Below are 13,418 nucleotides of genomic sequence, written 5' to 3' on the forward strand. Positions count from 1 at the left end.
CTTATTTATATTGTTTTAAATCTAGATTTTCCGCTTCATCAGCCAATCGAATGGCTGATGCAATTTCAACTGCCATCTTGTGACTGGCTACGTCATGCACGCGCACCACTTCTACACCCTGTCTTGCAGCGATACTGGTTACATGAGCCGAAGCCGTATCTCGATTGCGGAAACCAAGTTCTGTCTCAGGATTGACTTCAAAACCATTTTCTTCAAGAATATTGATGACAAACCGCTTACGCGACACTCCAAGAAAGATTGGATAGCCCTTCTGATGTAGTTTATCCAAATCCCGTAAAAGAAGCAAATTTTCTTTCTTGGTCAGACCAAAGCCAATTCCTAGATCCAACAGGATATTTTCTTGTGCAATTCCAGCTTGATTTGCTCTCGCTAGTGCACGTTCAAAGAAAGTCTCCATCAAGTCTTCGATTGGCAATTTTTCAAAGTTAGCTAACTCTTCCTCTGTAAAAGCTTGTCCAAAACCAAAATGAGGAAAGATGAGCGAGCTAGGATGCTGAGGTCGAGCCATAACTGGATTAAACATGATGACCACTTTCGCACCAGCCTTAGCAACCACCTCCGCCATTTTCTCATCACCCATAAGACCAGTGATATCATTAACTAGATTGGCACCAGCAGCCAAAGCAGCTTCTGCTACCTGACTCTTCCAAGTATCAATAGAGATGAGGACATCACTTTCCTTGCGAATCGCTTTAATCACTGGAACAACACGCTGGATTTCCTCTTCTATCTCAACATAGCTATAGCTACTTCCCGGCCGAGTCGATTCTCCGCCGATATCTAGCATACTAGCCCCTTCTGCTATCAATTTACGAGCCTGCTGGAGTGCCTGCTCAAGAGCAAAAAATTGACCACCATCCGAAAAGGAATCTGGGGTTACATTGATAATTCCGCAAATAGCTGTCTTTGCATGATTTACTTTAGTTGACATATCGGTCACTCCCTCAAGGCTTTTCACCATATTATTTCTCTATTTTACCATAAAAAGAAAAAGATGGACACTATTGCATTCATCTTTTTTCCCAATAGAAACAAGTAAGCAATTGTCAAAAATCTTAAACAGAAATCCCTAATGTCCGACTCATGATCACCACAAGAGCCAACAAACAGAAAGCAACCCCATTCACAATCATGTGAAGTAAGATAGACATTTCCAAACGTTGGGTTTTATAAACTGTCCAAGTTAGCACAGTTGACATTCCTCCATAGATAAGAAGAGAAGGTAGATTTGTCGGTAAATGAAGCAAGGCAAAGATAATAGCACCGACTATATAACCCACATTTTCTTTACCACGAAAGAGTTTTTTAGGAATCACTCCTCGACATAAAATCTCCTCACAAATAGGAGCTATTAGAACCAGTAAGAAAAAACTGGAAATTAAGGAACTATTCTGGACCAAATCATTAATATTTGATTGATTGCTGGTTGTTGTTTCATTCATCAAACGCAGTAAGACCACACCAAGAATATTAAAGGCAAGAATCACTAGATAGCTTAAGGCCAATCTAGCCAAATCCTTAACCTTGAAAAACGATAAACCAAAACTAGCCAACTGTGTTTTCCTAGCACCTATTATAAATACAGTTAAAACCACAAGAGATAAGGTCCCTACTAATAGTCCAGTTTGAAGCAGTGGAAATTTTCTGCTAGTTAGAAAAGTTGCTAGAGCTAAAGGAAACTGAGAAAACAAAAGCCCTACTAGAAAGATTATTAACCACTTCCCCCTGTTTAATACTTCATCCCAAATATTCTTTTTTATCATCAATTATACTCCTACCATTCAATCAAAATCACCTACCTAGTTTGAAGCAATTTTCAAGTAACTATAATATAAAAAGGGGAGAACCCCTTTTTATATTATAGCATTTATAGTGCCATACTGATGTAGTTAAGGATAAACAAGGCATCCAAAATCCAAATCATGACATGAACATCTTTAGCTTGACCTTTGACAAGCTTAGTCAAAGTGTAAGTCAAGAAACCAACTGCAATCCCTTGAGTGATAGAGTAGCTGAATCCCATAAAGATAGATGTGAAGAAAGCAGGAACCGCTTCAGACATATCGTCCCAATGGATATTTTTCAAGCTAGCCAACATCATAATCCCAACGATAATCAAGATTGGAGCTGTAGCAGCTGTTGGTACAATCGCTAGAAGTGGGCTAAAGAAGCTTGAGATCGCAAAACAGATAGCTACAACCAAAGCTGTCAAACCAGTACGTCCACCTGCACCGATACCAGCAGCAGACTCAACATAAGTCGTTACGTTCGAAGTACCAGCGATGGCACCAATTGAAGTACCAATCAAGTCAGAGTAAAGAGCCTTGTCCAACTTAGCTGATTGGTGATTTTCACCATTTGTCGCTACGATACCAACTTTTTCACCTGTACCGATCAAGGTACCAATTGTATCAAAAATATCTGTCAATGAAAAGGCAAGAATAGCCATCAGAGTTTCAGGCAAGCGAGCTGTATCTGAAATCAAAGCTCCCAAACCTTCTGAACCAAGAGCTGCACCAAAGATTGTCTTCAAATCTTTAAAAGCTGCACCAACATGGTTATTAGCAAAATCGATGCTTGACAAATCTACCAAACCAACTGCAATAGCAAGAACAGTTGTTGTCAAGATAGAGAGGAGAATTCCCCCTTTAATTCCTTTGATGACAAAGAAAATTGTGATAGCGAGTCCTGCAAGAGCCACCAAAACAGCTGGATTATTAAAGCTGACCAATCCTGGAACTGCTGAAGAGTTTGCTGCAATCGTTGCTTGAGCTTTGTCAGCCCCTTCTCCTATAGCAGTATAGTTTCCTGGATCAATCGTGAATTTCAAAAGTCCAGCATTCTTAATCCCCACGTAGGCAAGGAAGACACCAATACCGGCTGAAATAGCTGAGCGAAGGGCATTTGGAATCGATTCAATGATCATTTTACGAACATTTGTCAAGGTAATAATCAATGAAATAATCCCACAGATGAAGACCATAGCTAGGGCTTCTTGCCAAGAATAACCAAGTCCAAATACGACCGTAAAGGTAAAGAAGGCATTGAGTCCCATACCTGGCGCTTGGGCATAAGGTAAGTTGGCGTAGAAAGCCATCATCAAGGTACCCGCTACTGCACCAATAATCGTTGCTAGGAAGACACCCTGAGCAGGCATTCCTGTTTGTGAAAGCATTTGTGGGTTTACAAAGAGAATATAGCTCATTGCAAAGAAAGTCGTTAAACCAGCGAGAACCTCTGTACGAACGTCTGTACCGTTCTCTTTTAGTTTAAATAATTTGTCCATTATCAATCTCCTTTTAATTTTTACGAACAATAATAGAATTATATCATTTATCATTCACTTTTTCAATATCTTTGTTTGATTTATTTAAGAATTTGATGAAATTTCTTTTTTTGTTTCGAATCTGCTTTTCTGCCTGCTTTCTGTTATAATAGTAGACATCTTATCTGAAAAGACACTAGAAAGGTCCCTATGACGAAAAAAATTATTGCAGTTGACCTGGATGGAACCCTGCTCAACTCAGACAGTCAAATTTCTGACTTTACCAAAGAAACCATAAAAAAAGTTGCTGAAAAAGGCCATCAAGTTATTATTACGACAGGGCGCCCTTACCGCATGTCAAAAGATTTTTACCATGAACTAGGCTTAGACACTCCTATGATTAATTTCAACGGCTCCCTTACTCATTTACCAGACCAAGTTTGGGATTTTGAAAAGTGTTTGACGGTAGACAAAAAATATCTTTTAGATATGGTTCGACGTTCAGAGGACATTCAAGCCGATTTTATCGCTGGAGAATATCGTAAAAAATTCTACATTACAAATCCTAATGAAGAAATTGCCAATCCCAAACTATTTGGTGTAGAAGCTTTCCAGCCTGAAGATCAACTCCAGCCTGAATTGGTGACCAAGGATCCTAACTGTATTCTGTTACAGACCAGAGCCAGTGACAAATATGCCTTGGCAAAAGAAATGAACGCCTTCTACCAGCATCAACTGTCTATCAATACCTGGGGAGGTCCGCTCAATATCCTTGAGTGTACCCCAAAAGGTGTCAACAAGGCCTTCGCCTTGGACTACTTGCTCAAGGTAATGAACCGTGACAAAAAAGATTTGATTGCTTTTGGAGATGAGCACAATGATACCGAAATGCTCGCTTTTTCTGGGAAGGGCTATGCCATGAAAAATGCCAATCCAGAGCTACTCCCCTATGCAGATGAACAAATTTCCCTGACCAATGACCAAGATGGAGTTGCCAAAACCCTGCAAGACTTATTCTTATAGTCCTTACTGACCAGCTTGCAAGCTGGTCTTTGTGCTCTTTTCACAGTCTCATCAACCAGTTAATCGATTGTTCTACTTTTTGCCTCCAAAACCTTGGAAAAGGCTTTCTTTTGTGATATAATTCACATATAAATACAAGAGAGCTCGTTACACTCGACTCTGTTGACACAAAATCAATCCAGTCCCGTTGTCCATGTTCTCGGTCAATATAAAGGAGGATAGCTATGAAAGCTGTTGTTGTAAATCCAGAAAGCACTGGTGTTGCTGTTGAAGAAAAAGTACTCCGTCCACTTGAAACTGGGGAAGCACTTGTAGAAATTGAATACTGTGGTGTTTGCCACACTGACCTCCACGTTGCTCATGGTGACTTTGGTCAAGTACCAGGACGTGTTCTTGGCCACGAAGGTGTTGGTATCGTTAAAGAAATTGCCCCAGATGTAAAAAGCCTTAAAGTCGGCGACCGCGTCAGCGTTGCTTGGTTCTTTGAAGGATGTGGCACTTGCGAATACTGTACAACTGGTCGCGAAACTCTTTGCCGTACAGTGAAAAATGCCGGCTACTCAGTAGACGGTGGTATGGCTGAACAATGTATCGTAACTGCTGACTATGCTGTCAAAGTTCCTGACGGACTTGATCCAGCCCAAGCTTCTTCTATCACATGTGCTGGCGTAACAACCTATAAAGCTATTAAAGAAGCAAAAGTTGAACCAGGTCAATGGGTTGTTCTTTACGGTGCTGGTGGACTTGGTAACCTAGCTGTTCAATACGCTAAAAAAGTATTCAATGCTCATGTCATCGCAGTTGATATCAACAACGACAAACTTGCCCTTGCAAAGGAAGTCGGTGCTGATGTCGTTATTAACGGCCTAGAAGTTGATGATGTACCAGGACTCATCAGAGAAAAAACTGATGGAGGAGCTCATTCAGCTGTCGTAACTGCTGTATCTAAAGTTGCCTTCAACCAGGCTGTTGACTCCGTTCGTGCTGGTGGTCGCGTCGTCGCTGTCGGTCTTCCTTCTGAAATGATGGAACTCAGCATCGTTAAAACAGTCCTCGATGGAATCCAAGTCATCGGTTCTCTTGTAGGAACTCGTAAAGACTTGGAAGAAGCCTTCCAATTCGGTGCAGAAGGTTTAGTAGTTCCAGTTGTTCAAAAACGTCCAATAGAAGATGCCGTAGCCATTTTCGACGAAATGGAAAAAGGGCAAATCCAAGGACGTATGGTACTCGACTTCACCCACTAATCTAATAGAAACCTATTTTAAAAGTTGGAAGCTTCTTCCAACTTTTTTATATTAAATTTTTAAATAAGGATTCAAAAAAACTTCTCTAAAACTCAATATATCAATATTTTTAGATGTAATCTTTTTAATTATTTTATGATAAATAGTTGATTTTTAGATGAAAACGGTTTATACTTAAAAAGTCTTAAAGTTTTCTTAAACGAAAACTAAAACAAAAAAGGAGGAATGACAATAATGAGTATCGGAATCATTATTGCGAGCCACGGCGAATTTGCTGCGGGTATTCATCAGTCAGGATCTATGATCTTTGGTGAACAAGAAAAGGTTCTAGTTGTAACCTTTATGCCAAATGAAGGTCCTGATGATTTATACGCTAAGTTTAATAACGCTGTTGCTGCATTTGACGCAGAAGATGAGGTTCTAGTTTTGGCTGACCTTTGGAGTGGATCTCCATTCAACCAAGCTAGTCGCGTGATGGGAGAAAATCCTGAACGTAAGTTTGCCATCATCACAGGACTGAATTTACCGATGTTGATTCAAGCCTATACAGAGCGCCTCATGGACGCTGCTGCAGGTGTAGAAAAAGTCGCTGCGAATATTATTAAAGAAGCCAAAGATGGCATCAAAGCTCTTCCAGAAGAGCTAAACCCAGTTGAGGAAGTAGCAAGCGCTGCAGCTGCTCCAGTTGCCCAAGCTGCTATCCCAGAAGGAACTGTTATCGGAGACGGTAAACTCAAAATCAATCTTGCCCGTCTTGACACACGTCTACTTCACGGTCAGGTTGCAACTGCTTGGACTCCAGATTCAAAAGCAAATCGTATCATCGTTGCTTCAGATAACGTAGCTAAAGACGACCTTCGTAAAGAATTGATTAAACAAGCAGCTCCAGGTAAAGTGAAAGCAAACGTTGTTCCTATCCAAAAACTGATTGAGGTTGCAAAAGATCCTCGCTTCGGAGAAACACATGCCCTTATCTTGTTTGAAACACCTCAAGATGCCCTTCGTGCTATCGAAGGTGGCGTGCCAATCAAAACTCTTAATGTTGGATCAATGGCTCACTCAACAGGTAAGACAATGGTTAGCAACGTTTTGTCTATGGATAAAGAAGACGTTGCTACATTTGAAAAAATGCGTGACCTTGGTGTTGAATTTGATGTCCGTAAAGTACCAAACGACACCAAAAAAGATTTGTTTGACTTGATTAACAAAGCAAACGTGCAATAATCGATTTTATGAAAGGATTTTAAAGATGTCTATTATTTCTATGGTTTTAGTAGTCGTTGTAGCCTTCCTAGCAGGTCTTGAAGGTATCCTCGACCAGTTCCAATTCCATCAACCAATCGTAGCTTGTACCCTTATCGGTCTTGTTACCGGTAACCTTGAAGCAGGGATCATCCTTGGTGGTTCTCTTCAAATGATCGCCCTTGGTTGGGCTAACATCGGAGCTGCCGTAGCTCCTGACGCTGCTCTTGCTTCTGTTGCTGCTGCCATTATCATGGTTCTTGGTGGCGACTTTACTAAGACAGGTATCGGTGTTGCCCAAGCGGTTGCTATCCCTCTTGCAGTTGCTGGTCTATTCTTGACTATGATTGTCCGTACACTCTCTGTCGGATTGGTTCACACTGCTGATGCTTCTGCTAAAAAAGGTGACTTCAAAGCAGTTGAACGTGCTCACTTTGTCGCACTTCTTCTTCAAGGTCTTCGTATTGCAGTCCCTGCAGCACTCCTTCTAATGGTACCAACTGAAACAGTACAAAGCATTCTAAATGCTATGCCTGATTGGCTCAAAGATGGTATGGCTATCGGTGGTGGTATGGTTGTTGCCGTTGGTTACGCTATGGTTATCAACATGATGGCAACTCGTGAAGTATGGCCATTCTTCGCTATCGGTTTCGTTCTCGCTGCCGTGTCAGATATTACTCTAATCGGATTTGGTGCTATCGGTGTTGCTATCGCTCTTATCTACCTTCACCTTTCTAAAACTGGTGGAAATGGTGGCGGAGGAGCTACAACCTCTAACGACCCAATCGGCGATATCCTAGAAGACTACTAAGATAAGAAAGGACTGAAAACATCATGACTGAAAAACTTCAATTAACTAAATCAGATCGTAAAAAAGTTTGGTGGCGTTCAACTTTCTTACAAGGTTCTTGGAACTATGAACGTATGCAAAACTTGGGTTGGGCTTACTCATTAATTCCAGCTCTTAAAAAACTCTACACTAAAAAAGAAGATCAAATCGCTGCTCTTGAACGCCATCTTGAGTTCTTCAACACTCACCCATACGTAGCCGCTCCAATCATGGGGGTTACTCTTGCACTTGAAGAAGAACGTGCTAACGGTGTGGAAATCGATGACGCTGCTATCCAAGGGGTTAAAATCGGTATGATGGGACCTCTTGCTGGTATCGGTGACCCAGTATTCTGGTTTACAGTACGCCCAATCCTTGGATCACTCGGTGCTTCACTTGCCCTTACTGGCAATATCTTAGGTCCAATCCTCTTCTTCGTTCTTTGGAACTTGATTCGTATGTCATTCTTGTGGTATACACAAGAGATTGGATACAAGGCTGGATCAGAAATCACTAAAGATATGTCTGGCGGTATCCTCCAAGATATCACTAAAGGTGCTTCTATCCTTGGTATGTTCATTCTTGCTGTCCTTGTTCAACGTTGGGTAAATATTAAATTTGCTTTCGATGTTGCCAAAGTTCAACTAGATGAAAAGGCTTATATCCATTGGGATAAATTGCCAGAAGGATCTAAAGGTATCCAAGAAGCATTCGCACAAGTAGGACAAGGATTATCTCAAACACCTGAAAAAGTTACTACTTTCCAACAAAACTTGGATATGTTGATTCCTGGACTATCAGGACTACTCCTTACTTTCCTTTGCATGTACTTGCTTAAGAAAAAAGTATCTCCAATCACTATTATCCTTGCACTCTTCGCAGTGGGTATTGTGGCACATGTTCTTCACATCATGTAATCAAGCAACTTAAAAGGAATCAGGTTCTAAAATCTGATTCCTTTTTTCTATGCTTTTATTCAGCCAAAGCTCCCATTGGATCCCATGGTGCGAGTACAATTGGTTCTGCTCCATAGGCAGCTTGTTCTTCTACTGTCAGCAATTCCTTACGGACAACGATTTGGTATGTGTATTCGTCCATCCAAACGTCTGAAGCAACAAAGTAACCATCTGCACCAACCTTGTCTCCCCAAGAGTTTTCAACCTTCCACTTGGTTGACTTGCCATTTTCATCCAAGTCAACACCTGTCAAAACCATGGCGTGGGTCATCAAGCTTTCGCTGTAGTCCAAACGTCCAGCCTTGTCTTGAGTGAGTTTAATGTCCATGCTTGATTCAAAGTCATAAACATCTGTCGCAAGAATTCCAGCTTTACGGTTGCTGAGCTGACCGACATCAGAACCAAACCAAACAGTCTCACCGGCTTGCATTTGAGCAATCGCCAATTCTTTCAAGCGTTCCATTGGAACGTTGATGTAGCGAACTGCACGGCTACCAACCACATTCCCCAACATCTCAACTGTGTAAGATTTACCGTAAGGCTTGTCAGCAGTTGGAGCATTAATAACAGAAACATAGTCTTCTAGAGGAAGGTCAACATATTTCTTGTAAAACTCTTGTGGTGTAATGCCCTTTTCACTTTGGTAGTTATCATCCTTGTCACGATAAGCAAAGTCAAATTTACGTGGTGGAAGTCCTAAAGACATAGCAAGGAAGTTAAAGATTTCTTGCAAGAGGTCTTCTTTCTTAGCTTGAACAGTCGCTTGGTCCGCACCAGAAGCGAGCAAGTCACGCAAGATTTGAGCATCTTGACGAAGCAATTTGTTAAGAATCGCATTTAGCTCACGACTGCTACTAGATGAAACAGACTCAGGGTAAACTGACTTAGGCACGACACCGTATTTCTCAAAGAGAGAAACGACCATATCCCATTGACCACCATCTTGTTGAGGTGTTTGGAGTAAGAAGCTAACCTTGCGGCTAGTCAATTCTTGGTCTGAAGTCGCAATGACTTGCTCCAAGAACCAGTTTGATTTCTCATACTTGTCCCAGAAGAAGGTGTGGGCCTGTGATAACTCAAAATTTTCTAGTTTGTATTGTGAGATGAGCTTGTGGCGGAAAGTGTTGAGAGCTGCAAACATCCAGCAACGACCAGACGCTTTCTGGTTGGTTACCTTGTCCTTGGTCAAATCCAACGAGAAAACAGGTGTGTTATCTACATGGCTTTGGCGACGTTCTAAGGCTGCAAAAATTCCGTTGTGGCTGGCAGCATTTTCAATCGCTTGGTATTTGACATTTGCTTCATAATTGGCAAATAGTTTATCAGTAAATGATTCTTGAATCGCGTTCATAGATTCCTCCTTTTATTCTACAGTCTATTATAACTCTTTTCACAAAGGAAGCAACTGAAAAACATAAAAGGCAAGGATATTCTTCCTCACCTTTTTCGAATATAAACCAAACTAAGCAATACTAGCACGGAGATCTTCTAATTCTTCCTTGGTCAAGCGACGCCATTCTCCTCGCTGCAAGTTCTCATCCAATACTAGAGTTCCCATAGTCAAACGTTGCAAGTCTACTACTTCCTTGCCACAGTAGCCCACCATACGCTTGACCTGATGAAACTTCCCTTCTGCAATAGTCACACGGATTTGGCTCTGATTCTTTTCTGCATCCGTGGAAAGAATCTCCAGTCCAGCGGGCTGACAGGTAAAGTCTTTGAGAGGAATACCCTCAGCAAATATCTCCACATCTTCTTGGGTCATAATTCCCTTGACCTGGGCCAGATAAGTCTTATCCACATGACGCTTTGGCGAAAGAAGAGCATGGGCCAGCTTGCCGTCATTGGTCAAGAGCAAAAGACCATGCGTGTCAATATCCAAGCGTCCTACTGGGAAAACTTCCTTGCTCCGAGCAATATTATCCAGCAAGTCCAGAACGGTTCTGTGCTTAGGATCCTCAGTCGCTGAGATAACTCCTTTGGGCTTGTTCATCATGTAGTAGACAAACTCTTCATACTCCAACACTTGCCCATCAAAGCGAATGTCATCTCTTTCTTCATCAATCTGCAATTTAGCTGATTTCTCTTTTTTACCATTTACCGTCACGCGCCCAGCCTTGAGCAAGTTTTTGACCTCTGTCCGACTCCCTACAGCGCAGGCAACTAAAAATTTATCTAATCTCATAGAACTATTATATCATACTCAAAAGGAGGCTGGTACAATGACCAACCTCCTTTTCGTTTCATACTCTTCAAAAATCTCTTCAAACCGCGTCAACGTCGCCTTGCCGTGGGTATGGTTACTGACTTCGTCAGTTCTATCCACAACCTCAAAACAGTGTTTTGAGCTGACTTCGTCAGTTCCATCCACAGCCTCAAAACCATGTTTTGAGCTGACTTCGTCNNTTTGAGCAACCTGCGGCTAGTTTCCTAGTTTGCTCTTTGATTTTCATTGAGTATCAGATTTAAGAAATTAACTTCCTCGTCTCCAGAAAATCGCTAAGACAATCATGGAACCTAGTACTGCCGGAATGATGGCAGTTCCTGCTATTATCGGTCCCCAAGTCCCAAAAAGCAAATGCCCTATAAAGGCACCAATCCAGCCTAGAAACATTTTTCCAAAACATCCCATGCGTTCTCCACGATTGGTTAGAGTACCTGCTAAAAATCCCACTAGGAGACCAACGAACATACTTCCTAACATATTATCTCCTTAATTTGCCCAATCTCCGTTACGGAAAAGTGGTACACGTGTCCCATCCTCACGGATACCATCGATATCCATTTGGTTAGAACCAATCATAAAGTCTACGTGAACATCTGAACGGTTAAGTCCAGCAGCTTCAAGCTCCTCTTCGCTCATCTCCGCTCCACCAACAACGCTAGTTGCATAGGCTGCACCAATAGCCAAGTGATTTGACGCATTTTCATCGAAAAGGGTGTTAAAGAAGGTAATGCCTGACTGAGAAATTGGGCTTGGATCTGGTACCAAGGCACATTCACCCAAGGCACGCGCACCCACATTTTCAAAGACAAGGTCTTTCATGACCTGATCACCCTTCTCAGCAGTGATGTCCACAATTTGTCCATCCTTAAAGGTTACCTTAATACCTTCGATGATATTTCCGTTATAGCTAAGCGGTTTTGTAGAAGTGACATAACCATCTGCACGACGGAAGTCTGGTGCTGTGAAGACTTCCTCTGTCGGCATATTTGGCAAGAATCCTTCGCCCTGTGCATTGATAGCACCAGCTGATTCCCAAACGTGGTTCTTTGGCAAGCCAAGGGTCAAATCAGTCCCTGGCGCTGTGTAGTGAAGGGCTGAAAATTGTTCTTTATTAAGCATATCTGCCTTGCTCTTGAGGATAGCTGCATGCTCTTCCCAGGCCTTAACAGGATCTGCTTCGTAGACTCGGCAAGTTTTGAAGATTTGGTCCCAAAGGAGATCGACTGCTTCTTCATCGCTCGCAGCATTTGGAAATACCTTCTTAGCCCACTCAAGCCCAGCAGCGGCTGCTACCGTCCAGCTAACCTTGTTGGATTGGGTTGCGATACGCATTGGCTTCATAGCAAGTCCCATAGCTTTAGCAGAAGCTGAAAGCTTGTCAGCGTCCACACCGTTCAAGGCACCTGGATCAGATGAGCGAACTCCAAGACGGCTAGCCTTGTTCTCCAAGAGATAGTTCATCTCAGCAATCTTGTATTCTGACACATTGTCCAGACGCTCCATCGGAGCATGGAGGAATTTCTCACGGTTGATGACATCATCTGTCCACTGAACGATCACCTCATGTGCACCCAAAGCATAAGCTTCTTTGACGATTAAGTGAGCCAACTCACGTTGCTCCACATCGATAGAGAGAGCCAAAGTGTGACCAGGTTGCACGTTGATTCCGTTCGCAACCAATAATTTCGCATATTTTTCTAGATTTTCTTTAAAATTTGGTAAAACCATTCTGTTATCTCTTTTCTATTTTTATTTTTCTTTCAAAGCAGAGAATAATCCTGCTAAAGCAATATCACCTGACAAGAGTTCTGTTGATAGAAGAATTGTCTGATCAGCAAGGTCTAATTGATACTCAAAGACTTTTTCAGCTGGTTTATCTTCCGCAAAAATTCTTAGTTTCATGAAATGTCCTTTCTTGTTCTTCATGCTCCCCTAGGTAGAGGCGTCGTGCCTCTGTACTATTTGTGAGGATATCTATATAGGTTTCATAGTCATCAGGTAGAGGCTTTTCTAAAGAGATATCTTGTTCTGGATTTATATTTTTTCCATAAAGAAAGCAAAGATAGAGACGTTCGTTGAGTGTTGGAAATACTTCAATAGACATAAGTTCAGCCTGACCTACCCGATCCCAATCCTGTTCTTTGATATCTGATATGATATAGGTTTGGAAGAGTCCCATAAGTGGATTATCTTCTGGTAGTCCACTGTCTTTATCCGCCAGAACCAAAGAACAACGTCTACCAAAACCAGCAAGTTGGCGCTCCCTTCCCTTTACCGAAACAGTAATAGGATGCCCTCCAATATGGCTATAAATCCATTCTTTAGGCAGTTCATAATTTAACAGGGGGGTAACTTCTTTGACAATCGCTACAGGACTATAGCGTAGAAACTGGCGAGTAACAGCCTTACAAAAGAGGATATCCTCCTCTTTCAAGGTCACTCCCTTCCAATTATTTTCCTCGTTAAAATGGTTGAAAAATACCAGATAGGGATCACGCACCATTTGTGCTAATACGTAAACGCCATTTCGCAAACTTATGGAAATAACTTTCCCTGGTTTCCAGGGTGTTGCTCTTTTTTTCTTTTCCATCATGATACAACCTCAAACCTA

Annotated in this window: 14 protein-coding genes; 5 read left to right on the forward strand and 9 right to left on the reverse strand. The window is 41.8% G+C overall.

The window, feature by feature from the left end; all coding sequences use genetic code 11:
* Position 1 precedes the first annotated feature (1 nt).
* The 3 genes from folP to HT689_RS07300 form a co-directional block, all read right to left on the reverse strand.
* Positions 2 to 982 carry a dihydropteroate synthase gene (gene folP, locus HT689_RS07290; RefSeq protein WP_173225995.1) on the reverse strand — a complete coding sequence of 327 codons (981 nt, stop codon included), beginning with the start codon at positions 980 to 982 and terminating at the stop codon, positions 2 to 4.
* 94 nt (positions 983 to 1,076) lie between these two features.
* Entirely contained in the window at positions 1,077 to 1,784 is a 708-nt protein-coding gene (locus HT689_RS07295; RefSeq protein ID WP_173225993.1) for a type II CAAX endopeptidase family protein, read from the reverse strand.
* Between the two features lie 104 nt (positions 1,785 to 1,888).
* A complete protein-coding gene (locus HT689_RS07300) occupies positions 1,889 to 3,307 on the reverse strand; it encodes an NCS2 family permease (protein ID WP_049512097.1) in 1,419 nt (472 codons plus the stop codon).
* A gap of 189 nt (positions 3,308 to 3,496) precedes the next feature.
* Between HT689_RS07300 and HT689_RS07305 the strand changes: the two genes are divergently transcribed.
* The 5 genes from HT689_RS07305 (at position 3,497) to HT689_RS07325 (ending at position 8,541) form a co-directional block, all read left to right on the forward strand.
* Positions 3,497 to 4,309 carry a Cof-type HAD-IIB family hydrolase gene (locus tag HT689_RS07305; protein WP_173225992.1) on the forward strand — a complete coding sequence of 271 codons (813 nt, stop codon included), beginning with the start codon at positions 3,497 to 3,499 and terminating at the stop codon, positions 4,307 to 4,309.
* A gap of 224 nt (positions 4,310 to 4,533) precedes the next feature.
* Complete coding sequence (gene adhP, locus HT689_RS07310) at positions 4,534 to 5,553, forward strand: alcohol dehydrogenase AdhP (protein ID WP_173225990.1); 1,020 nt, start codon at positions 4,534 to 4,536, stop codon at positions 5,551 to 5,553.
* 234 nt (positions 5,554 to 5,787) lie between these two features.
* Positions 5,788 to 6,777, forward strand: coding sequence for a PTS sugar transporter subunit IIB (locus tag HT689_RS07315; protein WP_173280912.1), 990 nt, complete (start codon positions 5,788 to 5,790; stop codon positions 6,775 to 6,777).
* A 25-nt stretch (positions 6,778 to 6,802) separates the two neighbouring features.
* Positions 6,803 to 7,606 carry a PTS mannose/fructose/sorbose transporter subunit IIC gene (locus HT689_RS07320; protein ID WP_173225986.1) on the forward strand — a complete coding sequence of 268 codons (804 nt, stop codon included), beginning with the start codon at positions 6,803 to 6,805 and terminating at the stop codon, positions 7,604 to 7,606.
* Positions 7,607 to 7,629: 23 nt separating this feature from the next.
* The gene (locus tag HT689_RS07325; RefSeq protein ID WP_033676082.1) at positions 7,630 to 8,541 is read left to right on the forward strand and encodes a PTS system mannose/fructose/sorbose family transporter subunit IID; all 912 of its coding nucleotides are present in this window, start codon (positions 7,630 to 7,632) and stop codon (positions 8,539 to 8,541) included.
* Positions 8,542 to 8,596: 55 nt separating this feature from the next.
* On the opposite strand, the gene pepC is transcribed toward HT689_RS07325, so the two are convergent.
* The 6 genes from pepC to HT689_RS07360 form a co-directional block, all read right to left on the reverse strand.
* Entirely contained in the window at positions 8,597 to 9,931 is a 1,335-nt protein-coding gene (gene pepC / locus HT689_RS07330) for an aminopeptidase C (RefSeq protein ID WP_173225984.1), read from the reverse strand.
* A 111-nt stretch (positions 9,932 to 10,042) separates the two neighbouring features.
* Complete coding sequence (locus HT689_RS07335) at positions 10,043 to 10,765, reverse strand: pseudouridine synthase (RefSeq protein WP_173225982.1); 723 nt, start codon at positions 10,763 to 10,765, stop codon at positions 10,043 to 10,045.
* A 288-nt stretch (positions 10,766 to 11,053) separates the two neighbouring features.
* The gene (locus tag HT689_RS07345) at positions 11,054 to 11,284 is read right to left on the reverse strand and encodes a GlsB/YeaQ/YmgE family stress response membrane protein (protein ID WP_000901572.1); all 231 of its coding nucleotides are present in this window, start codon (positions 11,282 to 11,284) and stop codon (positions 11,054 to 11,056) included.
* A 9-nt stretch (positions 11,285 to 11,293) separates the two neighbouring features.
* Positions 11,294 to 12,535 carry an aminopeptidase gene (locus HT689_RS07350; protein ID WP_173225980.1) on the reverse strand — a complete coding sequence of 414 codons (1,242 nt, stop codon included), beginning with the start codon at positions 12,533 to 12,535 and terminating at the stop codon, positions 11,294 to 11,296.
* Between the two features lie 21 nt (positions 12,536 to 12,556).
* Positions 12,557 to 12,709 (reverse strand): hypothetical protein, encoded by a 153-nt coding sequence (locus HT689_RS07355; RefSeq protein ID WP_173225978.1) that lies wholly within the window; start codon positions 12,707 to 12,709, stop codon positions 12,557 to 12,559.
* A complete protein-coding gene (locus tag HT689_RS07360) occupies positions 12,681 to 13,400 on the reverse strand; it encodes a hypothetical protein (RefSeq protein ID WP_100127914.1) in 720 nt (239 codons plus the stop codon). Before HT689_RS07360 ends, HT689_RS07355 begins: the two co-directional genes overlap by 29 nt.
* Between the last annotated feature and the right edge of the window lie 18 nt (positions 13,401 to 13,418).

The organism is Streptococcus sp. 2342, from assembly GCF_013276795.1.
Taxonomy (GTDB): Bacteria; Bacillota; Bacilli; order Lactobacillales; family Streptococcaceae; genus Streptococcus.

Bases quoted from the DNA above. Each gene is read 5' to 3' on its own strand.
- folP (WP_173225995.1), bottom strand. From the start codon at position 982: ATGGTGAAAAGCCTTGAGGGAGTGACCGATATGTCAACTAAAGTAAAT.
- HT689_RS07295 (WP_173225993.1), bottom strand. From the start codon at position 1,784: ATGATAAAAAAGAATATTTGGGATGAAGTATTAAACAGGGGGAAGTGG.
- HT689_RS07300 (WP_049512097.1), bottom strand. From the start codon at position 3,307: ATGGACAAATTATTTAAACTAAAAGAGAACGGTACAGACGTTCGTACA.
- HT689_RS07305 (WP_173225992.1), top strand. From the start codon at position 3,497: ATGACGAAAAAAATTATTGCAGTTGACCTGGATGGAACCCTGCTCAAC.
- adhP (WP_173225990.1), top strand. From the start codon at position 4,534: ATGAAAGCTGTTGTTGTAAATCCAGAAAGCACTGGTGTTGCTGTTGAA.
- HT689_RS07315 (WP_173280912.1), top strand. From the start codon at position 5,788: ATGAGTATCGGAATCATTATTGCGAGCCACGGCGAATTTGCTGCGGGT.
- HT689_RS07320 (WP_173225986.1), top strand. From the start codon at position 6,803: ATGTCTATTATTTCTATGGTTTTAGTAGTCGTTGTAGCCTTCCTAGCA.
- HT689_RS07325 (WP_033676082.1), top strand. From the start codon at position 7,630: ATGACTGAAAAACTTCAATTAACTAAATCAGATCGTAAAAAAGTTTGG.
- pepC (WP_173225984.1), bottom strand. From the start codon at position 9,931: ATGAACGCGATTCAAGAATCATTTACTGATAAACTATTTGCCAATTAT.
- HT689_RS07335 (WP_173225982.1), bottom strand. From the start codon at position 10,765: ATGAGATTAGATAAATTTTTAGTTGCCTGCGCTGTAGGGAGTCGGACA.
- HT689_RS07345 (WP_000901572.1), bottom strand. From the start codon at position 11,284: ATGTTAGGAAGTATGTTCGTTGGTCTCCTAGTGGGATTTTTAGCAGGT.
- HT689_RS07350 (WP_173225980.1), bottom strand. From the start codon at position 12,535: ATGGTTTTACCAAATTTTAAAGAAAATCTAGAAAAATATGCGAAATTA.
- HT689_RS07355 (WP_173225978.1), bottom strand. From the start codon at position 12,709: ATGAAACTAAGAATTTTTGCGGAAGATAAACCAGCTGAAAAAGTCTTT.
- HT689_RS07360 (WP_100127914.1), bottom strand. From the start codon at position 13,400: ATGATGGAAAAGAAAAAAAGAGCAACACCCTGGAAACCAGGGAAAGTT.